At 63.0% G+C, this 25652-nt stretch carries 36 protein-coding genes; 20 read left to right on the forward strand and 16 right to left on the reverse strand.

What is annotated here, in order from left to right:
* Positions 1–14: 14 nt before the first annotated feature.
* Positions 15–389: a VOC family protein gene (locus BV210_RS16090; protein WP_077207634.1), complete on the forward strand. Its 375-nt coding sequence runs from the start codon at positions 15–17 to the stop codon at positions 387–389.
* Positions 390–392: 3 nt separating this feature from the next.
* Here the strand turns inward: BV210_RS16090 and BV210_RS16095 are convergent, their stop codons facing one another.
* Complete coding sequence (locus BV210_RS16095; protein ID WP_077207635.1) at positions 393–1370, reverse strand: D-2-hydroxyacid dehydrogenase; 978 nt, start codon at positions 1368–1370, stop codon at positions 393–395.
* A 205-nt stretch (positions 1371–1575) separates the two neighbouring features.
* Between BV210_RS16095 and BV210_RS16100 the strand changes: the two genes are divergently transcribed.
* Both BV210_RS16100 and BV210_RS16105 read left to right on the forward strand, forming a co-directional pair.
* On the forward strand, positions 1576–2163 hold the full coding sequence (locus BV210_RS16100) for a hypothetical protein (protein WP_077207636.1): 588 nt from the start codon (positions 1576–1578) through the stop codon (positions 2161–2163).
* A gap of 36 nt (positions 2164–2199) precedes the next feature.
* Positions 2200–3564, forward strand: a complete 1365-nt coding sequence (locus BV210_RS16105; protein WP_077207637.1) for an NAD(P)/FAD-dependent oxidoreductase — start codon at positions 2200–2202, stop codon at positions 3562–3564.
* 512 nt (positions 3565–4076) lie between these two features.
* Here the strand turns inward: BV210_RS16105 and BV210_RS16110 are convergent.
* The gene (locus tag BV210_RS16110) at positions 4077–4346 is read right to left on the reverse strand and encodes a HalOD1 output domain-containing protein (RefSeq protein ID WP_077207638.1); all 270 of its coding nucleotides are present in this window, start codon (positions 4344–4346) and stop codon (positions 4077–4079) included.
* Positions 4347–4607: 261 nt separating this feature from the next.
* On the opposite strand from BV210_RS16110, the gene BV210_RS16115 reads away from it, so the two are divergent.
* Positions 4608–5141 carry a hypothetical protein gene (locus BV210_RS16115; RefSeq protein ID WP_077207639.1) on the forward strand — a complete coding sequence of 178 codons (534 nt, stop codon included), beginning with the start codon at positions 4608–4610 and terminating at the stop codon, positions 5139–5141.
* Between the two features lie 123 nt (positions 5142–5264).
* On the opposite strand, the gene BV210_RS16120 is transcribed toward BV210_RS16115, so the two are convergent.
* Positions 5265–6074, reverse strand: coding sequence for a formate/nitrite transporter family protein (locus BV210_RS16120; protein ID WP_077207640.1), 810 nt, complete (start codon positions 6072–6074; stop codon positions 5265–5267).
* A 299-nt stretch (positions 6075–6373) separates the two neighbouring features.
* On the opposite strand from BV210_RS16120, the gene BV210_RS16125 reads away from it, so the two are divergent.
* Both BV210_RS16125 and BV210_RS16130 read left to right on the forward strand, forming a co-directional pair.
* Complete coding sequence (locus BV210_RS16125) at positions 6374–6559, forward strand: DUF4177 domain-containing protein (protein ID WP_077207641.1); 186 nt, start codon at positions 6374–6376, stop codon at positions 6557–6559.
* Positions 6552–7547 (forward strand): hypothetical protein, encoded by a 996-nt coding sequence (locus BV210_RS16130; protein WP_077207642.1) that lies wholly within the window; start codon positions 6552–6554, stop codon positions 7545–7547. The genes BV210_RS16125 and BV210_RS16130 overlap by 8 nt, the downstream gene beginning before the upstream one ends.
* Positions 7548–7619: 72 nt before the next feature.
* Here the strand turns inward: BV210_RS16130 and BV210_RS16135 are convergent, their stop codons facing one another.
* The 3 genes from BV210_RS16135 to BV210_RS16145 form a co-directional block, all read right to left on the reverse strand.
* Entirely contained in the window at positions 7620–8636 is a 1017-nt protein-coding gene (locus BV210_RS16135) for a hypothetical protein (RefSeq protein WP_077207643.1), read from the reverse strand.
* Complete coding sequence (locus BV210_RS16140) at positions 8633–8839, reverse strand: DUF4177 domain-containing protein (RefSeq protein WP_077207644.1); 207 nt, start codon at positions 8837–8839, stop codon at positions 8633–8635. Before BV210_RS16140 ends, BV210_RS16135 begins: the two co-directional genes overlap by 4 nt.
* Before the next feature lie 73 nt (positions 8840–8912).
* The gene (locus tag BV210_RS16145; RefSeq protein ID WP_077207645.1) at positions 8913–9632 is read right to left on the reverse strand and encodes a DUF2270 domain-containing protein; all 720 of its coding nucleotides are present in this window, start codon (positions 9630–9632) and stop codon (positions 8913–8915) included.
* A gap of 340 nt (positions 9633–9972) precedes the next feature.
* Here BV210_RS16145 and BV210_RS16150 point away from each other — a divergent pair, with 340 nt between their 5' ends.
* The 4 genes from BV210_RS16150 to BV210_RS20345 all read left to right on the forward strand — a co-directional run bounded on the left by BV210_RS16150 (position 9973) and on the right by BV210_RS20345 (position 11338).
* Positions 9973–10254 carry a HicB family protein gene (locus BV210_RS16150; RefSeq protein ID WP_077207646.1) on the forward strand — a complete coding sequence of 94 codons (282 nt, stop codon included), beginning with the start codon at positions 9973–9975 and terminating at the stop codon, positions 10252–10254.
* Positions 10255–10299: 45 nt separating this feature from the next.
* A complete protein-coding gene (locus BV210_RS16155) occupies positions 10300–10512 on the forward strand; it encodes a type II toxin-antitoxin system HicA family toxin (protein WP_077207647.1) in 213 nt (70 codons plus the stop codon).
* 171 nt (positions 10513–10683) lie between these two features.
* Positions 10684–11172: a type II toxin-antitoxin system death-on-curing family toxin gene (locus tag BV210_RS16160; RefSeq protein ID WP_077207648.1), complete on the forward strand. Its 489-nt coding sequence runs from the start codon at positions 10684–10686 to the stop codon at positions 11170–11172.
* A 25-nt stretch (positions 11173–11197) separates the two neighbouring features.
* Positions 11198–11338 carry a hypothetical protein gene (locus BV210_RS20345; protein ID WP_172824914.1) on the forward strand — a complete coding sequence of 47 codons (141 nt, stop codon included), beginning with the start codon at positions 11198–11200 and terminating at the stop codon, positions 11336–11338.
* Positions 11339–11677: 339 nt separating this feature from the next.
* On the opposite strand, the gene BV210_RS20495 is transcribed toward BV210_RS20345, so the two are convergent.
* Complete coding sequence (locus BV210_RS20495) at positions 11678–12085, reverse strand: hypothetical protein (RefSeq protein ID WP_216640629.1); 408 nt, start codon at positions 12083–12085, stop codon at positions 11678–11680.
* Between the two features lie 58 nt (positions 12086–12143).
* Positions 12144–12809 carry a helix-turn-helix domain-containing protein gene (locus BV210_RS16170; protein ID WP_077207649.1) on the reverse strand — a complete coding sequence of 222 codons (666 nt, stop codon included), beginning with the start codon at positions 12807–12809 and terminating at the stop codon, positions 12144–12146.
* Between the two features lie 190 nt (positions 12810–12999).
* Between BV210_RS16170 and BV210_RS16175 the strand changes: the two genes are divergently transcribed.
* The 3 genes from BV210_RS16175 to BV210_RS16185 all read left to right on the forward strand — a co-directional run bounded on the left by BV210_RS16175 (position 13000) and on the right by BV210_RS16185 (position 14260).
* On the forward strand, positions 13000–13644 hold the full coding sequence (locus BV210_RS16175; protein WP_077207650.1) for a helix-turn-helix domain-containing protein: 645 nt from the start codon (positions 13000–13002) through the stop codon (positions 13642–13644).
* Positions 13645–13830: 186 nt separating this feature from the next.
* Complete coding sequence (locus tag BV210_RS20905) at positions 13831–14085, forward strand: HalOD1 output domain-containing protein (RefSeq protein WP_371340828.1); 255 nt, start codon at positions 13831–13833, stop codon at positions 14083–14085.
* Positions 14075–14260 (forward strand): hypothetical protein, encoded by a 186-nt coding sequence (locus BV210_RS16185; RefSeq protein WP_077207652.1) that lies wholly within the window; start codon positions 14075–14077, stop codon positions 14258–14260. The genes BV210_RS20905 and BV210_RS16185 overlap by 11 nt, the downstream gene beginning before the upstream one ends.
* 186 nt (positions 14261–14446) lie before the next feature.
* Here the strand turns inward: BV210_RS16185 and BV210_RS16190 are convergent, their stop codons facing one another.
* The 3 genes from BV210_RS16190 to BV210_RS16200 are packed head-to-tail and all read right to left on the reverse strand — an operon-like array spanning position 14447 to position 16576.
* A complete protein-coding gene (locus BV210_RS16190; protein ID WP_077207653.1) occupies positions 14447–15076 on the reverse strand; it encodes a transcriptional regulator in 630 nt (209 codons plus the stop codon).
* Between the two features lie 29 nt (positions 15077–15105).
* Positions 15106–15759 (reverse strand): P-loop NTPase, encoded by a 654-nt coding sequence (locus BV210_RS16195; protein ID WP_084802659.1) that lies wholly within the window; start codon positions 15757–15759, stop codon positions 15106–15108.
* A gap of 46 nt (positions 15760–15805) precedes the next feature.
* Positions 15806–16576 carry an MOSC domain-containing protein gene (locus BV210_RS16200; protein ID WP_077207654.1) on the reverse strand — a complete coding sequence of 257 codons (771 nt, stop codon included), beginning with the start codon at positions 16574–16576 and terminating at the stop codon, positions 15806–15808.
* Between the two features lie 143 nt (positions 16577–16719).
* Between BV210_RS16200 and pyrB the strand changes: the two genes are divergently transcribed.
* The 3 genes from pyrB (at position 16720) to BV210_RS16215 (ending at position 19169) form a co-directional block, all read left to right on the forward strand.
* On the forward strand, positions 16720–17634 hold the full coding sequence (pyrB, locus tag BV210_RS16205; protein ID WP_077207655.1) for an aspartate carbamoyltransferase: 915 nt from the start codon (positions 16720–16722) through the stop codon (positions 17632–17634).
* Positions 17631–18095: an aspartate carbamoyltransferase regulatory subunit gene (pyrI, locus tag BV210_RS16210; RefSeq protein ID WP_077207656.1), complete on the forward strand. Its 465-nt coding sequence runs from the start codon at positions 17631–17633 to the stop codon at positions 18093–18095. The genes pyrB and pyrI overlap by 4 nt, the downstream gene beginning before the upstream one ends.
* Positions 18096–18344: 249 nt before the next feature.
* Complete coding sequence (locus BV210_RS16215) at positions 18345–19169, forward strand: hypothetical protein (RefSeq protein ID WP_077207657.1); 825 nt, start codon at positions 18345–18347, stop codon at positions 19167–19169.
* Here the strand turns inward: BV210_RS16215 and BV210_RS16220 are convergent.
* Both BV210_RS16220 and BV210_RS16225 read right to left on the reverse strand, forming a co-directional pair.
* Positions 19166–19666 carry a hypothetical protein gene (locus BV210_RS16220; protein WP_077207658.1) on the reverse strand — a complete coding sequence of 167 codons (501 nt, stop codon included), beginning with the start codon at positions 19664–19666 and terminating at the stop codon, positions 19166–19168. The two genes, BV210_RS16215 and BV210_RS16220, sit on opposite strands and share 4 nt — an antisense overlap.
* 87 nt (positions 19667–19753) lie before the next feature.
* Positions 19754–20311, reverse strand: a complete 558-nt coding sequence (locus BV210_RS16225) for an NUDIX hydrolase (protein ID WP_077207659.1) — start codon at positions 20309–20311, stop codon at positions 19754–19756.
* Positions 20312–20512: 201 nt separating this feature from the next.
* On the opposite strand from BV210_RS16225, the gene BV210_RS16230 reads away from it, so the two are divergent.
* From BV210_RS16230 to BV210_RS16240, 3 genes are read left to right on the forward strand one after another with little or no spacing between them, the layout of a single operon-like run.
* On the forward strand, positions 20513–20707 hold the full coding sequence (locus BV210_RS16230; RefSeq protein ID WP_077207660.1) for a DUF1918 domain-containing protein: 195 nt from the start codon (positions 20513–20515) through the stop codon (positions 20705–20707).
* Positions 20708–20714: 7 nt separating this feature from the next.
* Positions 20715–21152: an RNA-binding protein gene (locus BV210_RS16235; RefSeq protein WP_077207661.1), complete on the forward strand. Its 438-nt coding sequence runs from the start codon at positions 20715–20717 to the stop codon at positions 21150–21152.
* The gene (locus BV210_RS16240; protein WP_077207662.1) at positions 21152–21868 is read left to right on the forward strand and encodes an RNase P subunit p30 family protein; all 717 of its coding nucleotides are present in this window, start codon (positions 21152–21154) and stop codon (positions 21866–21868) included. The genes BV210_RS16235 and BV210_RS16240 overlap by 1 nt, the downstream gene beginning before the upstream one ends.
* Positions 21869–21870: 2 nt before the next feature.
* On the opposite strand, the gene BV210_RS16245 is transcribed toward BV210_RS16240, so the two are convergent.
* Positions 21871–22815 carry a hypothetical protein gene (locus tag BV210_RS16245; protein WP_077207663.1) on the reverse strand — a complete coding sequence of 315 codons (945 nt, stop codon included), beginning with the start codon at positions 22813–22815 and terminating at the stop codon, positions 21871–21873.
* A gap of 132 nt (positions 22816–22947) precedes the next feature.
* On the opposite strand from BV210_RS16245, the gene BV210_RS16250 reads away from it, so the two are divergent.
* On the forward strand, positions 22948–23175 hold the full coding sequence (locus BV210_RS16250; RefSeq protein ID WP_077207664.1) for a hypothetical protein: 228 nt from the start codon (positions 22948–22950) through the stop codon (positions 23173–23175).
* A gap of 30 nt (positions 23176–23205) precedes the next feature.
* Here the strand turns inward: BV210_RS16250 and rqcH are convergent, their stop codons facing one another.
* The gene (gene rqcH, locus BV210_RS16255) at positions 23206–25389 is read right to left on the reverse strand and encodes a ribosome rescue protein RqcH (RefSeq protein WP_077207665.1); all 2184 of its coding nucleotides are present in this window, start codon (positions 25387–25389) and stop codon (positions 23206–23208) included.
* Positions 25390–25463: 74 nt separating this feature from the next.
* A complete protein-coding gene (locus tag BV210_RS19995) occupies positions 25464–25634 on the reverse strand; it encodes a hypothetical protein (RefSeq protein WP_157526070.1) in 171 nt (56 codons plus the stop codon).
* Between the last annotated feature and the right edge of the window lie 18 nt (positions 25635–25652).

Consider the following 25652-nt stretch of genomic DNA (forward strand, 5'->3'; position numbering starts at 1 on the left):
AACACGCACACGCAATGGACATCCTGCACACCTGTCTGAACGTCTCGGACGCCGACGAACTGGCCGACTGGTACGTCGAGAACCTCGACTTCGAGCGCTCCTGGGAGTTCACGAGCGAGGACGGCGAGACCCGCAACGTCTACGTCGCCGACGACAGCGGCGTCGAGATCCAGCTTTCCGACACCGAGGGTGAGGACGACTTCGACTTCGGCGACGGCTGGGACCACCTCGCCGTCAAGGTCGATGACGTCGACGCCGCCTTCGAGGAGATCGACCACCACGGCGTCGTCCAGGAACCGGGCGACCAGCCCGCGGCGGGCGCACGCACCGCCTTCGTCGAGGACCCCGACGGCCACGTCGTGGAACTCATCGAACCGCTGGACGACTGACCGTCAGTCCGGTAGCGCCACGCGGTTTCGCAACTCGTCGAACCGCCCGTCGACCGCTTTTTCCGCGTTCTCGGCCACGATGTCGGCCAGTCGGTCGTGGTAGGCCGGCGTGCGGCCGGCGCTGTGTGGCGTGATCAGGACGTTCCCGAAGTTCCAGAGCGGGTGGTCCTCGGGCAGCGGTTCGGGGTCGGTCACGTCCAGCGCCGCGCCGCGAATGCCGCCCTGTCGGAGCATCGCGACGAGTGCGTCGGTGTCGATCACGCCGCCGCGAGCGACGTTGACGATCACCGCGTCGGTCGGGAGCGTGTGGAGTTCGACCTCGCCGATCAGCCCCTCGGTCTCGTCGGTCAGCGGACAGGTGAGGACGACGTACTCGGCGCGGGCGAGCGCGTCGTGCAGGTCGTCGTACCCCACTACCTCGTCGCACGGTCCACCCTTCTCGGGTGAGTGGCGGACACCGACCGTCTCGACGCCGAAGGGATCGAGTCGTTCGGCGATCCCGGTCCCGATGGCTCCGAGGCCGACGATCGCGACCGTGCTGCCGGACAGTTCGCCAGGGTCGGTCACGCGCCACTCTCGGCGTTGCTGTCGCCGCCACGCGTCGTGGAGGCCGCGGGCGAACGTGAGGACGAACCCCATCGCTTGCTCGGCGACGTTGGGGACGTGGACGCCGCTGGCGGTCGTCACTGCCACGTCGTTCTCGGCCAGTACGTCCAGCGGCAGGTGGTCGTACCCGGCGTAAGCGCAGGCGAACAGTTCTAGATCTGGCGCGTCGGCCAACAGGTCGGCCTCGACGCTCGGCCCGACCATCACCGTGGCATTCGCTGCACGTTGCCGTCTCTCCGCCGGGGTCGTCGCGGCCGTGACCGTCCACTCGGGGAGGCGGTCGCGGAGCGCGGTCGCGAGGGAGGCCGGTGGGAGCCCGTTGAACTTCTCGCCGAGCACCAGCAGATCACGGCCCGTGCTGTCCGATCGGCTCATGGTGGTGGTAGCGGCACCAGCGGGCAAAAATCTGGGGGCAGTGGAGATCTCGGACCCGGTACCTCGGGACCGGACCGCGCGTTGTCTGTCGCGGCGGGCTGGAATCCAGATCGGCCCGAGTCGGGTAGTATCCGGACACGATGAACTGAACGAAACGGAACGAACGGTCGTCGTATTTGATTTCACCCCCCGTGCTAGCCGAGCCATGGACACGTGGGGAAACCGTGTGGTGCTCGTCGCTGTGGTCGACGAGTCGCGACGGCGATCCTGTCGGGAGTGGCTCGGTGGTGAGTACAACGTCTGGACTGCCGCGGACAGGCTCGAGGTCTACGAGAAAGTCGGGACGGCGATCGACGTCGTCCTCGCGGACGGGGACCTGCTCGAACGCGACGGACTCGGACCGGGCACGTTCCGGGATGCGACCGGCGACTGCCGTGTCGTCTGCCTCGGCGGTGGGGGAGCCAGTACCGACGCCGACCTGACGATGTCCGAGCCGACCCCGGAGCGCCTCGCCGCGACGACCGAGCGGTTGTTGATCGAGGTGGCCTGCGAGCGGTTGCTCGCGGAGTCGGCGACGCTCGCCGAGCGAATCGCCCGACTGGAGCGCGAACGCGACGCGATCGCACCGAACGCCGACGCTGAGTATCGCGTGGCTCGACAGCGACTCGACGAACTCGACCGGCGCCTCGACGACGTGGTCCGGCGGGCCGAAGTCGACTGGGCGACGCTGTTCGACCGCGGCGTGGTCGGCGACGGGTCGGGCGAGCGAGCGGCCGAGCGCGCCGCCAAATGAACGGCATTTAACACCCCTCGGCGCAGGCTACCGGGTATGCAACAGGTGGACGTGGCGATCGTCGGCGGCGGCCCGGCCGGGTCGTCGGCCGCCTACGAGGCCGCGGTGCAAGGTGCCGACACGGTCGTCCTCGAGAAGGGGGTGCCACGCGCGGATCGCGAGGGACTCGGTCCCGATTCGACGGACGCCGCGGGAATGCTCGACTACTGGGTCGACATCATGGACTTCCGTCCCGAGGAGATTCCCGACGACATCATCCTCAGCGACCTCGAAGGCGCTTCGTTCATCGGTCCCAGCGAGTCCGTCACGATCCGGGACACGGGCATCGACGCGACCTACCCCGACTTCGGCTTCGCCTTCCACCGCGCCCGGTTCGACGACTGGCTCCGCGAGCGCGCCGAATCCGCCGGCGCGACCTACCGGGTCGGGACCTCCGTCTCCGACGTGACGACGGACATGACCGGCGGGCACTCCCACGAGATCGAACTCGCCGAGGGCGAGAACGTTGAGGCGCGGTACCTGATCCTCGCCGACGGCCCACAGCGAACCGTCACGACCGACACCATCGATCAGTTCCTCCCGCACAACCATACGGTCCGGGACTACCTGGACTCGAACACCGCCAACCACATCGCATACCAGGAACATCGCCGTGTTCCGGAGGAACTGTTCGACGACGGCCTGCTGAAGTTCTGGTGGGGCGTCATGCCCGGCCACACCGCCTACCCGTGGGTCTTCCCGAACGACGACAACGTCGCCCGTATCGGCCTGACGATGCCCATCGGGATGGACCTCGCGGACGTGGCAAACCCGCATGATTACGCCCTGCTCGATCCCGACGACGAGCAGATCCCGCCGGGCCGGGTGTACGTCCGCCGCCTGCTCGAACGCGAGTACCCCGAGTACGACGTCGACGAGGACTTCCCGCTCGTGGAGGACCGGGGCAAGCGCAAGGGTACCGAGGCCTATCCCATCTCCTCGACTCGCCCGATCGAGTCCCCGACGGAGGCCGGCGTCGCCGTCGTCGGCGGTGCGATGGGCGCGACCTCGGCTTTCCACGAAGGCGGCGACCACGTCGCCGTCCGAACAGGCAAAATCGCCGGCCAGCTCGCGGGCCAGGGCCGGCTCGACCGGTACAACCGGGAGTGGAAACGCGCCATCGGCGAGGAGGTGCGCCGCAACGTCGCGCTCGCCGATATGGTCCGGGGCTGGGAGCCCGACGACTGGGACGACACCTTCCGGCTGGTGGACAATATGCTGAATCGCGGCGCGTACTCGCCCTCGCAGGCGCTCGGCTCGGGCCTGAGCGGCATCCGACTGGTCGCGGAGTACAAGCTCCGGAAGCTGAGCCTCGGTTCCGGGCGGTACGTCCAGTTGCGACAGGACGACTATCTCTTCTAGCGCGACAGGCTCTTACCGGCCGGACGTTTACCTCCAGCCGCGTGCCTTTAGTCCCCGCCCGAGCACACCCGTCTGGGCGCGATGACCGTGCGGAGAACCCGGGCACGCGACAGACGACTGGCGGCCGCTAGCCGCCTCGCAGTTCGGAGGCTCTAGCGAGCCTCCCCGCGTTCGCGGCTCACGCCGCTCGCGTATTCGGTGGCCCTTCGGGCCACCCACTCGACGGCTACCGCCGTCTCGCAGTTCGAGGACGCCGAAAGCGTCCTCCACCCGGCACGAGGGTTTCCCGACTGACAGGGCACACCGCCCCGGATGATGTCGGTCGTTAGTGTTCCGGGTGTACATTTCTAGCAGTTACAGATACTATTCTCAGATAATTCATAGCGACCGCGTTCCCTGGTGTGGCGTGTTCAACGTTCAGCACGTTGCGATTGCTGCATACAGGGCGCGAATCTCGCATGGAGTTGCCATCCGATCACGGGTGGTTGGGTCGCTCAGTACGGCTTGCATACTTAACGGTGTGATTTGATTTTGATTACCGGGTCTCCGTTTTTGTCGGCAGTGATAGTCGCAGTCGTCGAATCCGCCTCAAACTGGAGTGTCATTTTGAGATTGTTTTCCTGAAAGAGCCCGTCGAGAGCATCTGTATTAATATCTTCACTGATGCGCCATTGTTGCTCGAGTATGTCCTCGTTGTGAGCCTCTGCAACTGCCGATACGACCGCGATGCTCAATGGTTCATCTTCGTCCTGCTCGTAGATGAACTCCTGTTTGTGTCCCACACCATTATTTGGACAGCCAACGGAATATCAGCTATTGCCAATATGTGCCACGGTAGTCACCTACTGCCGTCAGCTTTTGACGATTCCCTGAAGACGGAACTGGAAAGCCCCGATCGGTTCACCTCGTGGCGCTGATTACCTACTCTCTGTAGTCAGCACGAGAGATTCCGCTCAGAACACGGTGGCGGGGTGTCGCTCACTTCCTGGCTTTTTGCCGGGTCTGCAATACATTCGAGATGCTCGAAGCCCAATGGCCTCCAAATGCAGTCCATCCTTGAGACTCTCGAACCCAACGTTCCCTACCGCGTGAGAACGCGGCTCGGTCCCGTGATTACCCGACTCGGGCGAACTCTCGGTGAGCCCGAGTACCGCCTCCGTGATACCGAATACGTCGGCACTGTCCAGCAACCGCTGGACGAGTTCACGGAAACACTCCGGAAACACGGGTTCGAGTGGGACCCGCTCGCGTGGTATCACCAGCCGGCAGTTGGCTCGGAGCCAAACGGTAGCTGGACGTATCGTCGGTCTCTGCTGGCTGACAGACAGATCCACGTCATCCTCATCGCCCACTCGCCGGAGTACATCGACGTGTTCGCCCACATGGAGTACAGTTGGCTGCGACACCGGATCAAACACCTCCGACAGGTCGGCATCGAGCGGGAAGCCGGTCGTAGCACGATGCGGCAATGGATCGAGAGTCACGGCATAGACGTCGATGTCAACTCGCGTCGCCGGCGACGGGTCAGAGACGCGGTAAACGACCTCCGCAAGTACCTCGTGTCAATCAGTCAGTAGCGTGGATTCGATCCAACTCTTCGAAGAGGAGTGGCGAGTTGTGCCGCACCCGGTGTTTTCCGGGATTCAGCACGCCGTCCGATTCCCGTCATCTATGCGATAGTTCGGCATGGCCACTTGTCACTACTCCCCGCCCCTTACGACGTGGCCGTACTTCAATAGGGCAACGAACACAACCCCGCCGACCGCGTTTCCAATCGTGGCTAACGCGAGGAAGGATACGTAGTCCATCACGGATATCTGAGGTGATAGAAAAACGCCGAATAGCACCTCAACGTTACCGGCAATCGAATGGGGGAGGTGGAGGAGACCGATAACACCGGTGACAATAAAGATGATAATGAGACGGCTCGTCGTCTCTTGAGCAGCGGTAACCAGCCACGCTAGCAGTCCCATCAGCCACCCCGCAAGCACGCCAGCGACGAATAGCCACGTGAAACCGTGGGTAACGAGTGAGAGACCAATCGTTTCGAAGGCTTCCGGCGAGGCAACACCGAGGTCGGGTAGCAGCGTGACGATGAGTGCGACGAACGCCGCACCACCGACGATATTACCGACGTAGACCAGGCCCCAGAGACGGCCGAGTTCCGCGAGTGACGCTCGTCCGTCGAGGACCGGCATCACGGCCACGGTCGTATGTTCGGTGAACAGTTCTAACCGTCCCAAGATGACGAACATGAATCCGACGGCGTAGACACCCGCAAGTAGCAACTCCGTCCCGAGATCACCATACCCACCCGGTGAGAGGGTGAGTATCACCGCCATCAACAATGGACCAAACCCAATATCCAGACCAGCGGACAATCCAGAAAGTAACAATCCGTTCGTCTCGCGGTTGATTTCGTGGAACCCGCTTTCGATCAACGAATCGAGGACCTCTGTAACTCCGGTTGGATCAACCGTGTCCGTGCTTTCCGGCCCTGATTCTTTCACACACTTTCACTGTGTCCGTCGCTGCAAAAGCATAGTGACCGAAGCGAATCAGACTCATCAACAGGTGTGGCATGGCAGGGTCGTCGACCCGACCTGGATCACACTCCCGGTTGCGATCCCGAGAAGAACCCAGCCCGCCTGGCCGAACGCGAGTCGGTCGAATTGTCCCATCGACCTGCATCGACCGCTGGCTCGTCGAGTCCGACGGTGGCAAAGACCCAGTTTCACTAGCTGTTAGCGGGCGTCCCTGCCAGCAGTCTCATCATCGTGGGGGCCGACTGTTCGCATGGGTGTTGATTATGCCCCAGCAATGGGAGTACAAGACGCTCGAACCGCCGAAGGGATTGACCAAACGAGAAACGGTCGATCCGACGGACGAACTCAACCGCCTCGGCACCGAAGGGTGGGAACTGACGGAGACGATTAGCTACGATGGTGGCGGCACGAAGCTCCTCGTGTTCAAACGGCCTGTCCCCCATGAGTGACCTTACCACTGAGAACACGCTGCGTGAGCGGACGGACGTCAACAAGTACTATTTCTGGGTACTGCTCGGGGCTAATCGGTGGGCCGTCGCCGGTAGTCTCGCCTGCCTGATCTTCCTCGTATTCATGCTCTGGGGCGTGTTGAAACCAGTGTCGCTCCAGACGACTATGCAGTCAAGCGACATGGTCGAGACGGTGTTCGCCGGCCTCGTCGGGGCGATCATCACGGGGACGACGCTGGTCGTGACGATCAATCAGCTCGTGCTCTCCCAGGAGATCGGCTCGCTCGGAAGCCAGCGGAGCCGGATGGATACGACGATGGATTTCCGCCAGAACACTGACGACCTCCTCGGTACGGTCACGCCGGCCGACCCTGCGGCGTACCTCCTCGCGCTCGTCGAAACGAGTGAACACCGAGCGAGGACACTTCGAGACACACTCGACGACTCCGGACACAAGGACTTCCAAGAGACGGTAGACGAATACGTCGATGACCTGTTGAAGAACGCCGACCACGCTCGCGACCACCTCGAAGGAGCTGATTTCGGGACGTTCGACGTGTTGTCACCGGCACTCGATTACAACTACGACCGAAAGATGTACGACGTTCGCCGGCTCGGGATGGCGCACGAGGCCGACCTGACGGACGAAGAGCGGGACGCATTCAGAGCTCTCCTGGAGGCGCTCACGATGTACGGGCCCGTCCGCGAGTACATCAAGGACCTCTATATCCAGTGGGCACTGGTGAAACTCTCGCGAGCCATCCTGTACGCAGCAGTGATCTCGCTCACCGTCGCCGGTGGTATGGTCGTCTTCGTCGACCCGACGACGTTTCCCGGCACCTTCCTCGGGATCGAGCGCATTCTCTGGGTCGTCAGCGCCGCCTTCGCCATCTCGGCATTGCCGTTTCTACTGTTTACCGCCTACATCCTGCGACTCGCCACGATCGCGAAGCAAACCCTCTCGATGGGGCCGCTCGTCCTCAGCTGACCGGACTCCTGTGTCCCATCGGAAGGGTGGCACGAACGGAGCGAGCGACGCTCGTCGCGCAGACCGTGACCCCTAGCGCTGTGAGTCGCGCAGGATTAACGGTTCGATGGCGAGCGTCCGTTTCGCTATGGTGACGACGCGAAGGACGTACGAGACGAACAGCATGAACGGAACGAGCGTCACCGCAAACGCACCGCCCACGACGAGGATCATGTGATCGAGACCGAGTGTGCTTCCCGGGAACGTCCTCGCATCGACGACTCCGACCATGATACCCGCAACGGCCAATGCCGGGACTGCAGCATAGAGTATCATCTGAGACAAGTCGATGAGTGCCCACTGGAAGTACAGCGTCTTGACGTGTTCGCGCGCCGGACCGAACAGAGACAGCGCTGTTTTGAGGTCGTCAAGCAAGCCGCGTTCTTCCTCATCGAGACTCCCCTCGTAGTCGTTCGCGAGACGTTCGACTTGGAAGATTTTCCAGCTATAATTGAAATTCAGTGCGGCGAATAACACATCGAACGAGCCGAACTGCGCATCCTCAAGTTGGTCGCGGACCAGGTCAGCGTTCCCAGTGACGCTGTCAGCGAATTCATCGACCTCTTTTCGGAGGTCCGCGTCCTCGTTCTTATCAATAGACTCTCGAAGAGCCGTCGCCCGTTGTGCCGTGATTCCGATGATCTGCCGCAGGAATTCGGATGGATCGGCAGGACTCGGAGATCCGATCAATTCTTCAGTAAAGTCCCGGGCATCCATCGAACTGGACATACGCTCGCGTTGATCACCGAGCGGGCCGTTCTCCTGGGAGAGGACGAGCTGACCGATCGTGACGACGAGTGTCGTCCCAGTCACGATGACCGTGATCATCGTCGAGAACATCGTGTCGATCATGTCGCCGGACTCGATTTGCCGTGCGAACGGTGGTTCGAGGACAGCGACGGCGACGACGAATGCGACGAATACGGCACCGGTCAGGACGCTGGCGACGAGAAGGCGGTTCGCGCGCAGCAGCAACCAGAGTTTAATCCGACTCTCGCCCGAGCGCTCACGCATGGTGTTTGCCGTACCGATGTCGCTCCCGTCAGTCATACTGACTCATCCGATTGGGCAGGTCGCTTGAAAACGAGGTACTTGGTGCCGCCTCCCTCGTAGTCGATCGTCTCCACGAACTCCCAGCCCTCTGTACCGAGTTGATTCAACTCTGCTTTCGGATCCTCTGCTTCTTTTTGGGTCTCATCGCGCGGCGGGCGAAGCGTCTCGTACTCCCAGCGGATCGCCTCTGATTCGGACATCACTCCTAGTAGGGACTGCAGCCCTCTATATTCCGTTCCACTCCCGAGATGGTACAGTGTACGGAGCCCGGATTCATCGGTCCGTCTCTTTCCATTCGTCCGTATCTCCTTCACGGAATTCACCTTTGGCATGACGCTCGTGGGGCCAGAAGGTGACGCCCAGCAGTACGACGTAGAACACACCCACGACGGTAACCACAGCAATCCCAGGGATACGGGCGATTCCAGCGGTTGTCAGCCAGTCTTGGCGCCCCGTGAACGCAGTGATTCTGAAGAGCCACGCAACCAAGAGGACACCGAGCAGAGCGAGGTACACCCGCCGGAGCCGGTTTGCGAGTGCTTCATATACCGAGACTTTCAGCGTCGGCTTCCGATAGTCCCTGCTCAGTTCCGCTCGCCAGTCGTGACTTTCGACACCCTCGGACGGATCGAGGGCGTTTGCAAACAGGTTCTCTTGGATGAGTCGAGCACGAGAGCGAAAGACGTCGTAGTCTCGGTATCGCCGTGCTTCGATGTTCAGAAAGACAGTGACGACGACGATCCCGACCAGCAAGATATAGTGTGGGTTATCGGGACTCGAAAAGGCCCACGTCAGGATTGCTGCCATCAGCGTCACCGCCCACGTCGTCGTCTGGTCGAGGCGCTGGCGCCACGTCCCCACTCGGTCTATCTCTCCGCGATAGGCGTGGGCCATCACGGAACCGAGCCCCGTACTGTCGTCAACCATTTCGCGGCCAATCTCCCGTTGGTCTGGTGCTGTTGGGTCGAACTCGTCGCTCCTCGAATCGGTCATAGAGGAGAAACAGTTCCTCGCTCAATAAGCGGCGACGGTGACGGCGTGAGAGACACACCAAATTGAGTACTATCACGAGTATCGTGGCATTTATATCGCATTTATCGCGGGGCCATCGAGAAATAAACAGGCGTACCGAACAGCTTGTTCGATCAAAAACGCCTGAATCGGACGCTCACTCAGCGCTGCACTCAACCTCTGTATCCATCACCGCAGCATATCCATATCGAATCTTTGAAAGTCCGTTTACACCTTCGATCAGCGGTGGTCCACTCACGAGTTGTCCGGATCAGCCACTGGACACGCCAGATTTATTCGACCACCAGACCTCTTCCTATGTATGAGCACCGACACCGACGACTCCGGCGACGACGAGCCGGGGCCGATCAACATCTCGCTATCGCTGGGCGAGAGCGGCGACGTGTGGGTCGCTCGCGACGAGGACACCGGTGTTACCTCGCAGGGTCAGACTCGACAGGCCGCACTCGAAAACCTCGACGAGGCCGTCGCCGGCTATCACGGTGCCGGAGAGTCACCGAGTGACGACGACCTCCGGGAGATGGGGATCGACCCCGAGCAGAACACCGCTGGATCGCTGGACGAGTCGGACATCTTCGAGTAACCGAATGGCGCGGGGACCGTTTTCCGGAGGGAGGTCGTGAAGGTGATGGTCAACAGTGGAATCTACGAATGGGACCGGACGAACGGCGACCACGCGATTCTCCGCTGGGAACCGCCAGCGGATCACGATTCGGACGCGCGGACGGTTCCAGTGCCGCTGCACGACGAGGTCGATACGGGGACGTTGCGGAGCATCGCCGAGCAGGCCGGCGCGAAAGATTTCGACGAATTCTGTGCCCGGATCGACCGAAATAGCTAGTCTGTGGCAGTCTTCCCGGAGGTTCTCTCTACTATCGCACAGAGACGAAGCTACTAGTAGAAACTCGCCCGGTAGTGTTCCGGGTGTACATTTTCGAACTGAGTACCAGTGACGGTCCCGCGAATTCCCGCGTGGAAAGCTACATTTTCTCCCCTCCCGTTGGCGCAGACGATGAGTGATCGGCTCTGGTATCCGTCCGCCGAGGACGTCGTCGATATCCACGACGATATCGTCTCCGAATACCCGGATACCAGCCCTGGCGTCCGGAACCGTGGTGACGTCGAGTTCACACTTGAGTACGTCGAGGAGGGAAGTTTCGGATCGGTTCCCGAAACGGTTCACGAGAAGGCGTTTCACCTGCTTCGGCTTCTCGTCGCCAACCATCCGTTCGTGGACGGAAACAAGCGCACCGCACTCAACGTGGTGGTCGTATTCTATCTGCTCAATGGCTTTCGCTTCGATTACGACGATGAGGTCAGAGAGATACTAGCGAAACTCGGCACTGACGAGAAGGCCGTCGATGAAAACGACGTGCTCGAATATTTCCAAGCACACACGACAGAAGTCGATTTGAATGAAGTGGTCGGACGATGGCGAGGCGACCTCGTCGAGTATGGACTTGATCAGCTATCCGATGAATCATCGGACCCGAACGATTAACGGGATTCGTGGTCAAGGGGTATGCATGGCGACGGAAGAGAAGACGGGCGAACAAACGCCACTCGACGACGTGATGGAGGATATCCGTCGAGAGCTCGTATTGCGTGTCGCCAAGGCTGACCGGGACGACCATCGCAATATCTACGACGCCCTCGAACACGAATAGCGTTATCACGCCCCTCGATTCGCGATTCGCAGAACCGAGAGTTTCACTTCCACCGGGCCTACTAGTAGACTCTCGCCCGGTAGTGTTCCGGGTGTACACTTCTAGAAGGTATACATATTATTCTCAGATAATTCATAGCGACCGCGTTCCCTGGTGTGGCGTGTTCAACGTTCAACACGTTGCGATTGCTGCATACAGGGCGCGAATACAGTAACGGACCTACTTTCAATTCAGGTCAGTCGTATCGGTCAGTACAGAGAACGAAGACGACGAACAATACCTATTCGTACATTAGGGCTGAGTCAGGTCGAACGAAGGGGAAGTCGATCCGATATTCTGTCACTCGCAGGCCTCGTATGTCCCGACCGACTTCAGGAGATCTTGTTCCAGTTCACCGCCAACAAACCGGACGTGCCCCGTCTCACCCTCGTAGTCGATTATTCGAGCCTCCTCCAGTTTTGGAAGATGCGTATGGTGAAGTGCGATTCGGACGCGTTGTTGGTGTTCTTCTGACTCCAGTCTCGGGTCTTCGTCCCGAACCCGGTCTGCAACGCGATCTACGAGCACATCGTATTCCAGTGTCTTCCCGGAAGCGTTGTCCAACGCCGTGAGGGTGGCGCGTCGGTGTTCGTCCGCTACTGCCGACAGAATCGTATCGGGGGAGATCGACCCCTCACGGCCCGAAGAACCGGTATCCTCATCGATTGACTGTATCTCACGCGTTCCCAGCTCTCGACTCTCGTCCATACTCACATAGCGTCGTCCCATCTGCCTGGCTCTGTCCCATGGTGCATAATGGGCCCAGTCAGTCCATTTTCGCTGCTGACTCGGGCGTGAGAAGTGCGTATCTCCCGAACGTCCCAATGCCACGACGCAGTCGCTCAGTCACTGCTTGATCGGAAATTCCGAGTTCGTCAGCTAACTCTGCGGTCGTACACCCTCGTGGAATGTCGTAGTATCCCCTTCGAATGGCAAGCGTCAACGCTTCTCGTTGGGACTCACTCAGGCCGTACCACGGACCGGCCTCAGGGTCCGTCGGATTATATATGCGGGTTAGCTCCAGAGAGATGTGCGCGGCCTCACAGCAGTCCTGGCACTGACTCAATGCCTCGCGATCTGTGAACCGTATCTCGAAATTCCACCCTTCCGACGATCCAGTCGCACCCAGTATCTGCCCGTCGTGTTCCATGATGCACTGAAAAAGGTGGTCCTGGCTCGCATCCCAGTCGAGCCTGATCAGCGTCCTGTCGTCGAACACGTCCACCTCTGTGACGCTGTTGACAGTTGGATAGCGTTCGACGGTCTCGAGAAAGCCGTTTTCGACCGGTTCGTAGACCCAGAAGAGCGGCACGGTCACGTCCCCACTCGGGACGAGCGTTTCCAGTTCGATGGCCGAGGCTTGCTCTAGACTGAGGATTTGCCCGAGTTCAAAAGCATCGGATGGGATGCGAACCTCCGTTATCACACTCATACTCGCTTGTAAGACTAGATTGCCCGGTTGGACAAAAGGAGATAACATGGTGCACCATGCCCATCCGGGTGCCAGAGGTACACCCCGCTCGCAGCGCACACCATGTCGGCCAGCAACGGTGCGTCGACTCGTCTCGAAGCCATGATACACCACCCATGCCGGTTATTCGCCTGCCAGACGAAGGCTCCCCATGGCGACTGTGATGGAATTTACGAGTCCGGTAGGGGAGTTTCCGCTGGGAAGTGTGTTCGAGAACCTGCCGGGTGTGACCGTCGAACTGGAGCGATTGATTCCACACGAGACGCTGATTATCCCGTACTTCTGGGTGCGTGATGTAGAAACGGAGGATATCGAAGCTGCGTTCGAGGCACATTCCGGCGTGAGCAACATTCGAGTCGTCGATAGCGTCGAAGACGAGTATCTCATGCGTGCCGAGTGGGAGTCAGAGTACTTCGGCATCCTGAGTGCGCTTGCCAAGGCCAACGTCGTCGTGCTTTCCGGGATTGGAACGAAAGAGGAATGGCGGTTCGAGGTACGCGGTGAGAGTCAGGAGGCGCTCGCCGAGTTTCGGGAGTACTGCCAGGAAACCGACATTCCGATTGCGATCACCGCCGTCCACGCCATGCTTCCGATCCAGGGAGAGGGCTACGAGTTAACCGAGACCCAACGCGAGGCGCTGGTACTAGCCTACGAACGGGGGTACTTCGACAGCCCACGCGAGGTGTCGCTCGAAGAGATCGCCGACGAGCTCGGCATCACCCAGCAATCGCTCTCGTCACGCCTTCGACGCGGGCATCGACGCCTCATTAGAGCGACGCTCAGTAGTTCGGAGTGATCGTCCGGAGAGCTCCCCTCTATTAAACCCTCTGTATAATCAGTATACTTATTGAACCGACTCAGACGGCTAGATTCGGGTGAAATGGACGCAACGGTATCTGGAGTGGGAGTCGAAGCGGTCGAGCACTCTCGGGAATTTGGGGCTGTTCGCACGCAGTTCGATCAGGAGAAGACACCTGCGAGTATGGCTGTTATCGCAACGCTGGCAGATGTAAGAGACACTGATCCGGTTGATCTGACCCCGCTCCATTCCACTGTTGACCCCGACGCGTTAGATGCGCTCGTCCGAGTTCGCAACGGGACGAACGGAGACATTCACGTTACGTTCACGCACCAGGGGCACACAATAACCGTACACAGCTACGGTGTGATCACTATCACACCGGAACACGAACCCACAGTGGAGAACCACGAACCGGGGCGGGAAGATGACGTCTGAGGAGACCTCGCTTGCGTCGAAAGACGAATTAAACGCGGAGCTGAAAGCCCTCCTTCGCAGGGCCTACGAGAGTGGAATCGATGTGGAAGGCGGATTCGAATGTCGGAATGGGGCCGAACATCCTGACTGGGACGTGATCGTCACCGAAGTCGAAAAGAACGAGCATTCGGAGTGAACGACGGGGTACGGCGAGGAATGAAATCACCCTCTGTATGCAGCGAGGCACCCATGTCATCTACTGGTAATATCCAACGGGTCCGCCTCCCCATATGCCGTTTCCACTTCCACCGGGCCTACTGGTAGAAACTCGCCCGGTAGTGTTCCGGGTGTACATGTCCCGTCTAGCCGAGCAACGGCACTCCTAGGCGATGTCCCGGGACGTGTCGATGGAGACCTCCTCCACGAGGTCGAGTTTGATCACGTCGGAGGGTGCCCGGCCGCCCCGGAATTTCGGGATGGCCAGCCGGTTCTCCACGTCGTCGCCGTTGGTCCCGGTCTCCAGCTGGAAGACCACGTCGGCGAAGTGTTCTGTGGAGTCCCGGAGGCGTGGAATCTCGTGGCCGGTCAGACAATGAAGGACCGCCAACGACCCGGTGTTGAAGATGTGGTTTTGCAGGTCGTTCATGAAGTTGCGGAACCGGGATGGCGGTTCCTGGGTCTCCAGAACGTTCACCGGGTCGATGATGAGGTTCGAGGTCTCCGGGAGCGCGGAGACGAGTTTGCCGGCGTTGTCCAGCGGGGCCTCCCCCGGGATGTGCCGGACGGTCGGATCGCCGGTCTCGGTCGGCGAGTTGCTGATACTGTCGGAGACGGCTTCTTCGGAGCGGTCGAGAGAGAGGTACAGCGTGCCCCGCGTCGCGGTGAGTTCGTAGAGAAATAGCTCCGCCTGACTGGCCGGATCGGCACAGAGCGCGACGATACTGCCGGCCGGGATCCCGCCGTTGAGCTTCCGGTCGAGAACGTCGATCCCGGTCCGGAGCCGATTCTCCATGTCAGTACGAGTCAAGCGTACCCAGCAGATTAAATATTCCGTTGTTGAACCTTTCTTGCGACCCGCTCGTAGGCCGTACGAACTGGGTGTGTCGCGTAATCTCCACTCGAAACGTGGGGTATACATGCCGAAATCGGACAGTTCATCGCTGTGCGCGCTCGGTCGACCGGGACCGTGGCCGCGTCGTCGGTCGGACTGGTCTCGACCAGTACCGTGGCGAGTGGCGGTGCATCGAGTTCACGGGCTATCGCGGCGGTCTTGACCGCGTCACGGAGGGACGCAGCGCGTGGTGTCGAGACGATCAGTGTCCGATCAGCGTGCCGCAGCGGTCGGACTGCGTCGGTCATCGCGCCGGCGGGACAGTCGAGCAAGACAGTGCCGTCCCAGGCGCGCAGTCGGGGAACCACGGCGTCGAGGTCGTCCGTGTCGGCTCCAGTGGCGGGGAGAACCGCGATATCGGGATGCTCATCTGGGGCGCGGGCGACGGTCGCGGGGCGGCGGCCGTCGGCCACGGCGGCGAGACCGGGTTCGCGGGGGACGCCGGCGACGGAGTGGAGGTCGGGCATCTCCACGTCGGCGTCCACCAGTAGCGGGGAGCGACCGTCGTCGGCCAGCGCCCGCCCGAGTCGGTACGTCGTGGTCGTCTTCCCGCAGCCACCTTTCCCACCGGCGATCGCGAGCATGGGAGCAGGTGGTCCCGGCTTCCCTCAAGAACGTTCGCCGGCGGAGTTAGTCGACGACCTCGACTGCGTCCCCGACGTCGAGCCGGTTTCCACGATCCGAATCGGGAATCCGTGAGATGAGCATCAGCGTGTAGTAGTGATCGAACGCGTCGAAGTCGGCCCAGTCGGGGAACGTCTCCCGGCGCTTCTCGACGAATCGCTCGCGGAACTCCGGGATCGGGTCGCCGGTGTCGGGGTCTCGCTGGGGGACGACACAGCGGCCACAGGGCGTGACGCCCTCGAAGCGGACGCCTCCAACCTCGAAGGCGGGCGCGTCCGCGCCCACGAAGCGGTCTTCCCAGAACGCCGGTACGCCCGATATCTCGACGTTGGCGCGCAGGCGCCGACGCGCGCCGTCGACGGTCACGTCGTCGAACCACGACGCGAGTTCCGCCAGCGTGGCCGTGCTGACGACCGACGGCCCCATGTCGCGGCGGTCCACGAACCCGAGAGATTCGTCCCGCCGGAGGGTCAGGTCCGCGTCGAAGTACTCGCCGAACCACTCGGCGGCGGTCTCGCGGTCCGCTTCGAGGTCGAACTGTCGACTCTCGCCGTCCGGTGGATCGACCCGCAACGCACCGGTGTCCGGGTCGAACTCCGTGTCGAGATCGTGGACGCGGTCGGTCCGCTTGCCGTTGAGGACCTCGCCGTCCGCGTCGTAGAGCGCGAACTCGCGGTCGCGTTCCAGCGTCCCGCCGTCGAGTACCCCCGCACTTTCGACGTCGATACCGTCCAGCCCCTTCACCGGGTACACCCTGAGTCGTTCCAGACGAGCCATCTGTTCGAACGGCGGTCCCCGTTCACAATGAGTGTTCCTTCGAACGCCGTCCTCGGGTGGGATAAACGCGAGCGGATCCTTGCCGCAGTGGCCCGTTCCGGCTAACGGGAGATTCAAGGGGCCACGGGTCGCGGGTTCTCTCAATGCCCCAGGACCACATCATCAGCGCGAAACACCTCTCGCGTGCCGACATCGAGTCGGTACTGGATCGCGCGGCCGAGATCGCCGCCGATCCCGAGGCCGTGTCCGACCGGCACGCCGGGAAGTTGCTCGGAATGTTATTCTTCGAGCCGAGCACGCGCACGAAGATGAGTTTCACCGCGGCGATGAAACGGCTGGGCGGCGACATCGTCGACATGGGCCCGGTCGACCAGTCCAGCGTCAAGAAAGGCGAGAGCCTCGCCGACACCGTCCGCGTCGTCGAGGGCTACGCCGACGCCCTCGTGATGCGCCACCCGCTCGAAGGCTCGGCCAAGATGGCCAGCGAGTTCGTCGACGTTCCGCTGATCAACGCGGGCGACGGCGCCGGCCAGCACCCCACCCAGACCCTGCTCGACCTCTACACGATCCGGGAGTCGGCCGGCTTCGACGACCTGACCGTGGGGATCATGGGTGACCTGAAGTACGGTCGGACGGTCCACTCGCTGGCCCACGCGCTGACGAACTTCGACGCCCAGCAACACTTCGTCAGCCCCGAGAGCCTCAAACTGCCCCGGGGGGTCCGCTACGACCTCCACGAGCAGGGCGCGTCGATGCGGGAACACACGGAACTGGACGAGGTGCTGGACAGTCTCGACGTGCTGTACGTCACCCGGATTCAGGCCGAGCGATTCCCGGACGAGGACGAGTACCGCAAGGTCGCCGGGGAGTACCAGATCGACGCCGAGACGCTGGCGTCGGCCAAGGACGATCTGGTGGTGATGCACCCGCTGCCCCGCGTCGACGAGATCGCCTCGGACGTGGACGAGACCGATCACGCCCGCTACTTCCAGCAGGCACACAACGGGGTGCCGGTACGGATGGCACTGCTCGATCTCATCCTGGAGGGGAACCTATGACCGACGACCAACAGCTCCGCGTCAGCAAGATCAGTGAGGGAACGGTGATCGACCACGTCACGGGCGGGCAGGCGCTGAACGTCCTGGCGATCCTGGGCATCGACGGTTCCGGCGGCGAGGAGGTCTCCATCGGGATGAACGTCCCCTCCGAGCGCCTGGGCCGGAAGGACGTTGTGAAAGTCGAAGGCCGTGAACTGAGTCAGGACGAGGTGGACGTGCTCTCGCTGATCGCGCCCGCGGCGACGATCAACATCGTCCGGGACTACGACGTGATCGAGAAACACCGCGTCGAGCGACCCGGCGAGGTGGTCGGGGTCCTGCGATGTCCCAACCGCAACTGCATCACGACGAAGGACGAACCGGTCGATTCGCGCTTCGCCGTCCTCGAGGACGGCGTCCGATGTGCCTACTGCGATACGATCATCCGGGAGTCGATAGCCGATCACATCCACGTCGGCTGACGGAACCGACTGGGGTCCAGGCTTGCGCCGAAGATTGCGGTTCCCGGAACAATTATACCCTGACCGGACGTTTTCTTTCATGCAATGTCAACGAAGGTCAAGCTCGCCGCCGCCCTGGTCGCCATCGTCCTCGTGTACCGCTTCGCGGTTCAGGAGTGACTCGGCGACACTGACGTATCGCTAGCGAACCGCCCTGTCCCGACGGCTCGTCCCCGACGGGCTTTTCCCGGCCGCTGTGTACCCACAGATATGTACGGCGTCGTCACCCGCAACGAGGAAGAGCTGGCCTGGTCGGAGTTCGACCGTGCGTTCTACGAGGTCAAAGACGTCACCGGCCGGGCCGCCGAACCCGTCTCCGAGGGGATCAGCATGATCTCCTGTTTCGGCGACAACGCGGCCGCCGAGGGGAACCCCGACCTCGTCCCGGTCTCCGAGGACGGGCAACCGGCCACGCGGGAGCGCCGGTACTTCGACTGGGACTACGTCTGCCCCACCCGCGACGACTACCGCGAAGGGCTGCTCGAAATCGTCGATGACGCCGCCGCCGTGACGCCGGACGTGCGACTCGACGACGTTGGGTTTCCCCGCCCCGAGTACTGTCACTGCGACCGCTGTGAACGGCGCTTCGAGGCCAGCGAGTTCGACGACTGGTTCGCCTGGCGCGCCGACGTCATCACCGAGTTCGTCCGCGAGGCCCGCGAGCGCGTCCCCGGCGACCTCTACCTGACGCTGTATCCCGACCCCTACCCCGGCCACGTCCACGAGCGGGCCGGTCTCGACCTCGACGCCCTCGCCGAGTACGTCGACGAGTTCGTCGTCCCCATCTACGACATGGCCTACACGACGACCTACTGGCTGGAGATCATCGCCTCGGGCTTTTCCGACGCCCTCGAGAAGCCCTTCAGCGTCGAACTGTACGCCGTCGACGTGGACATCGACAACCTCATCGACGCAGCCGAAGTCGCCGCCGAGTACGGCGAGTCCGTCCTCTTCGGTTACGACGCGAGCAACGCCCGCGCGACGCTCAGACGCATGAACGCCGACCGTCGCGAAGGCGAGGAGTTCGGCGCTTAATCGTTCTGCACGACGTTCTCGAACGTCCGGTTACCGGCCGGCGTGACCGCCGTCGAGTAGAGAATGCCGCCGTCGTTCTGAATCTCCAACCCGTCCGACCCGCTGAGGGTGATCTCGAACTGGCTGACGATCGTCTCGTTCGTGGTGATCGTTCCCGGTTCGACCGTGCCGTTCCAGACCCGCCTGTCGGCGGTCCCGTTCTCCGTTCTGGTGTACAGTTCGTGTCTGAACCGGACGTTCTCCACCGACTCGTTGCCGGTGTTCGTGATCGTCGTGTTCACACGCCGGCAGGTCAGGCCGCACTCACTGCGACCGTGGATCGTGAAGTTCAGCGCGACGGTCCCGCTGTCGTTCGTCTGATCGTCCCCCGCAGGCGGTGCCACGTCGTCCCCGCTGCCCCCGCCCGGGACGAGTCCGAAGGCGAACGCTGCACCGACTGCCACCACGACGACCGCGCCGACGACGCCGGCGACGGCCGCCATCTGTGATCGTTCCATCCGTCCGTACAGGCACACGTGTCAGTTATAAAACTACTTCCGGTTACGGTGCGTCCAATCGGCGGCCGGTACGGCTTTTCGGGCCGATTACAGTGCCCGCTCGCGCCAGGTCAGCAGTTCCGCCCGGTCGCGGGTGTCTTCGGGGAGGTCGTTGAACCAACGTGCCTCCGAGATCTCGTCGTCCGGATCGGCGACTTCGAGGTCGGTCGTCTCCGCGCGGGCGGCGAACACGGGGAGGACGCCCCAGGCGTCGTGGCCGTCGCTGCGGAACGCGACCCGGGCGAGGATCCCCAGCCCCTCGTACTCGGCGTCGATACCGGCTTCTTCCTGAAGTTCGCGGCGCGCTCCCTCGCGGAAGGACTCGTCGGGACGGACCTCGCCGCCGGGGACGACCCACATGTCGACGCCCTCGTGGCGGACCAGCAGGAGGTCGCCTGACTCCCGGTAGACGAGCGTGTGCGCGCCGTAAGGGAGGCCGTTCTCCCGGATGCGGTCGGCGACGGTGCGGAAGCGCGACCGGGAGACAGTGCGTGTGCGCTCGTACTCGACGTAGTTCTCGTGGTCGCTGGCGAGGCGGTGATACGTCTGTTCGGCCCGCTGGTCGGCCTCGTCGGCGAGATACCACAGGTTGTCGACGGCCGTCATCGTGCCGCTGCTGGGTGGCGTGGCGTTTGCACGCGATACGGAGGGGCGACGAAAGAGTGCGAACGGTCGACCATGTCGACGTATTTCACACGAGCCAGCAATAATTCTTCGACACGCCCGGGGTTTGGTTTCGGACGCTCGCGTTACCCGAGGTGGTCACGAATCAGTCCCTTTTTAGGCCGGCGTGCGTAGCTTTCGGGTATGAGTTTCGAGGAAGACGACACCGTCATTCTGCACGACGAACACAGCGAACACGACGGCGAGGAGGGCGTGATCACGCAGGTCATGGAGACGATGTTCGGCGACGCCAACTACACCGTCAGCTTCGACGACGGGCAGGAGGCCGGTATCTCCGAGGACGCGCTCGAAGCCGTCGAAGACGCCGACGAGGAGTAACGTAGCCGTGCCGTCGGTCCCCTTCCACTACGTCGACCTCCGCGCGTTCTGTTACGCCACGGAAGACGAGAAACGCGTCGAGGAAGCGCTCCGTACCTTTCTGCCCGAAGAGGCCGAGATCGAGCGCACGACCTCGGAAGGGCACCACGGCGACCGTATCGTCGTCCTCTCGGCCCGGGTCGAACGGGCCGACGAGATGCGCCACGTGCTGGACCGCCTGAGCGACCTCGACACCGCCCAGCAGCTGGCCGACGAACTCGACGAGCGCGTCGACGACAACTGCTCGCTGTTTCTCAGACTCGACAAGCAGGCCGCCTTCGGGGGCGACGCGCGACTGGGCGACGGTATCACCGTCCGATCCAAGGTCGAGGCCTACCCCGCGACGAAGGAGAAAGCGGTCGAGAACGCTCGCGAGGCACTGGAGACGTTCATCGCGGAGGAGTGATGTACGAGGGCGTCCACGCGCGACCGGACGGGGAGAGCACCCTCGCGCGGATGGCCCTCACGGCCGCCGAATACGGCTTTTCGGGCATCGTCGTCCGCAACCACGGCGATCAGCCCTGTGACGCGGACCGCGAGGAGATCGCCGAGACCTACGGGATCGACGTGGTCGACGGCGTCGAGGTCCGGGCCGACGATCCCTCCCGCGCGAGTGGCTTCGTCGGCAACTACCGCGACGAGAAGACGGTGGTCTGCGTCCACGGCGGCGACGACCGCCTCAATCGCTTCGCCGTGGAACAGCCGGCGGTCGACGTGCTCGCCCACCCGATGGACGGTGGCGACTTCAACCACGTCCTCGCCAAGGAAGCCGCGAGAAACGGCGTCCGGATCGAGTTCTCGCTCGCCCGCGTGCTGCGCGAACAGGGCGGCACCCGCGTCCGGGCGATTCAGGACCTCCGGAAGCTCCGGGAGATGGTCGAGACCTACGACGTGCCCTACGTCGTGAGCGTCGACCCGACCAGTCACCTCCAGTTGCGCGCCCCCCGGGACCTCCGGGCCGTCGGCGAGGTGATCGGCTTCTCGGCCGAGCAGGTAGAGCGGGGGCTCGAAGAGTGGGGTCAGCTGGCCGAGCGCAACCGCGAGCGACAGTCCGACCGGTACGTGGAACCGGGGGTTCGACTCGGGGAGTACGAGGGCGGCGACGGGAACGAGAACGGGTAGTCCTACTCGTCCCCGTCGTCGATCTCTATGGTGACCGCGTCCCGCTCGTCGCGGGTGGGGATCGAGGTCTCGTAGATGTTCTCCAGGGCCGTCCCGGCGTGGGCGACGAGCATCTCCAGCAGGGAGCGAGTTTCCTCGGTCACGGCGGTGTCGCCCCGGTCCAGCGCGACCATCGCCGTCGTCGCGCTGTCGGTCTCGGCGACGAGGATCGTCACGACGCGCTCGACGTCCTCGGGGAGTCCCGCGGGGAGGTCGTCCTCGTGGGTGACGACGGTCGCGGCCTCCGCGCCGGCGGCCAGGCCGGCGAGTTCGGCGATAGTCGCTTCGTCGACGCCGGCGATGGTGCTCTCGACGAGCGTGGCGAACCCACCCCGGCGCTCGACGAAGGCCACGTCGTGGAACTCGACGAGCGTGATGGCGGCCTCGACACAGAGGGTGCTCACCGCGTCCATCGTGTCTGACTCGTTGAGGGCGCGGCCGTAGTGGTTCGTGTCGGCGGCGCGGTTGGCGAACGTCTCGATCCGGTCGCGCTGGCGTTTCAGCTCTGCCCTGTCGATCCGACTGCGCACGTCGTAGATGCCGACGAGCACACCCGCCAGCGTCCCGGCGGTGACGTTGTCCACGGCGACGTAGGGCGCTGCATCGAAGGCGTCGAACGTCTCGGTGGCGACGTTCAGCGAGAAGAGGATCAACGCGGTGATCGCGGCGAAGGCGACGGCGCTCCCGACGACCCACGCGCCGACGACGGTCCCGTACTCGACGTACTCGGGACTCCGGGCGACCCAGACGCCGGCGAAGGTGATCGCGGCCGCCATCGCCAGAAAGGGGAGCAGATCGACGGCGAACCCGACCGTGGTCGACGTGCGGACCATCGCCTGGGCGATCTGGACGGCGGCCAGCAGGAGCCCGACGGCGGCGATCGCAGCCCCCTGGAGCCGTCGTTGCATAGTCGACAATGACTGTCACGGTAATTGGCTCTATGGGTCGTTTTCGTCGCTGACTCGCGCGAACCAGGGGACCGGATCCGAATCGCGCGGGTCGGGCGTGTGATTTATACTCGCTGGGTCACCCCTTTTTGTATGGAAGGGTACGACGAACTCGTCTCGTCGCTGACGCCCCGGCAGGAGAGCGACTCGGTCACCATCCACCAGAACACGGTCGGACTCGCCTGTCCTGCCTGTGAGGAACCGTTCGACAACCTGATCGTCTGCAAAGACGAGTACAACTCGCTGGAACTGGACTTCGCGATGGACCTCTGCACCGCGACCCACGACGGCAACCCGCTGCTTTTCACCCACAAACACTGATCGACGCCGGGACTGGACCGCCGCAACCGGTCAGTCCTCGACCATCCGCGACCCGCCCGGCGGCAGGAACTCCTGAATCAGGTCCGGGCTGGCGACCGACCGGACGAACGACTCGTCCGCGAACCGCTCCTTGAGCTCACGGTAGCACATCTTGGCCATGTCGTTCTGTGCGTACCGACCCGGTTCGAGTTCGATGCTGGTCTCGACCGTCGGCTCGATGGCGGCCGGCGGCCCGCCGATGACTCGCGTGTCCGGTTCGCACTTGATGCCGACGGCGACGCTCGCTGCCACGTCCTCGAAGTAGGTGCGGTCGCCCCGCACCGCGAAGCCGCCCTTCTCCAGGTACTCGCCGCTCTCGGGCGTCTTCGACACCTGATCGGGGTCGACCATGTACACGTCGTCGGCGTACTTGCCTTCCTTCCAGACCGAGGAATAGGAGAGCGCGAACTGTGCGGCTTCTTGGAGTGTGGACTCGGGGAAGTCCACGTCTCTCGACGGTTCGCTCGGCCCGGTCGCCTTCAGGATGGTCACCGGGCCGCCGTGGGCCTGAGCGTGGAAGAACTTGTCACCGCCGTCCATGTACTTCTTGACGAGTTCCTCGTTCTGGTCGGCGTTGCGCCCGCCGATGACGAGGAAGTCGTCGCTGGTGTGGAACCAGCGGTACTCCTCGTACCAGTGTTCGGAGGCGCGGACGGGGATCGACGCCCGCGAGAGCCAGTCCACGTCCTCGGTGTCCTCCTCGTCATCGTCGGACTCCTCGCCGCCTGCTCCGTCGCCTTCGTCGCCGTCGGCGGCGTCCCACTCCTCGCGTCGCTGCTTGACGGCTTCGAGGTCCTCGCGAGTGTTCTCGATGGCCGCCTGCGCGCCCTCCTTTTTCTCCTCGATGCGTTTGGCCTCGGTGTAGTGTTCGTCGGCGTTCTTCTCGACGCCCACGCTCGCGTCCACGTCGATTCGGTGGTCGTCGAGTTCGATAGTGACGATGCCCTCGCTGCCGTCGACGCCGACGACGGCCGCGGCGGCCTCGATCCCGCGGTCGGCCCCCTCGTCGAACTTGGCCTCGATGGCGTCCCAGGACACGTCTTCCTCGCGTGCCTGCTGGACCGTCGAGAGGATATCGTCGACCAGATCGTACTCGGCGTACAGCAGTTCCGCCTTCTCGCGTTCGGCCTCGGCCTGGGCCTCGAAGTCCTCGATGGCTCCCTGCTGTTGCTCGATGATCCGTTTCTGCTTCTCGATCTCGCTCTCGAAGTCCGGGCGGTCGCGCCCGCCGCCGTCCTCGGGGCCGGTCTCCGGTTCGGCCTCCCAGTTGGTGTAGTAGTCGTCGAGCGCCGCGGTGAACGTCTCGAACGCGTCGCTGGGCAAGTCCTCGTGCTCGGCCATCGGAATCGGCGTCGCGTCGACGCGGAGGCCGCGGTCGGAATCGTCGTCGCCATCGTCACCGTCTCCATCCTCGCCGTCCTCGCCTCCCTCGTAGTAGACCCGGGGGTCGAGGTCGGCAGCGGCCAGTCGCTCGCGGAGGTCCTCGATGGTCGAAAAGAGGGCGCGGTACTCTTCCTCGCCGGCCTCGGCGATGTCCATCGTCTTCTCGACGCCGGCGCGGGTACAGAGTTCCTCGCCCCAGAAGCCGCCGAAGTCCAGCTGGGTCGCAAGCGTCCGCACCACGTCGGTGTCCGAGTCCTCCATCTGGTCGGCGAAGGCCTCGTACTCGGCTTCGAGCGGGTTGAAACGGGAGGAGGGGAACTCGTATGGCGACCCGGGCGCGACGGTTCGAGATTTCAGGCGCACGGTGTCGAGACAGTCGACGACCTCGCCTTCTCCGTCGAGGACGGCGACGTTGCCGTCGCCGAACAGTTCCGCCACGACGGTCGTGTCCTCGTCGCCGCGCTCGAACTCGAGCGTGACGATCCGGTCGAAGCCGTACTGCTCGACGCCGACCAGATCCGCCCCGGAGAGGCGGTTCCGGAGCATCATCGCGAAGTTCGGTGGCCGACCCGGCGCGTCGGGGACGTTCTCGGCGTCGGCGACCCTGAGGTGTTTGGTCTCGCCGATGTCCAGTAGCAACTCGACGCGTCCCCGGTCGAAATCGCGCATCCGGAACCGGACGAGGCCGTCGTCGTAGAGGTAGACCTTGTCGACTTTCGCGCCCTCGTAGTCCCCGAGTTCGCCACAGAGCGCCGCGAGGTCGACGCTCGTCAGCTCCCGCTTGCGGTCCATATCCTCCGGTCCGCCGGCCTCGCAAAGAGGGTGTCGTTCGGTCGCGAAAAACGGTTCGTAGCGTGAGGCCGCCGTCAGGCACTCGGGCCCTGACGCGGCCGATCACCGTTCGTCTCGACGTCGTCGGCCGGTTCCGCCGGCTCCTCGCCACCGAGGGCGCTCTTCAGCAGCCAGATCGACGCCGGGATCAGCAGGAAGAACGCTGCCAGGCCGATGAAGGTCACCAGTACTGCGTCTTGTACCATACCCGAGAATACGTCAAG

This window comes from Halorientalis sp. IM1011 (genome assembly GCF_001989615.1).
Classification (GTDB): domain Archaea; phylum Halobacteriota; class Halobacteria; order Halobacteriales; family Haloarculaceae; genus Halorientalis.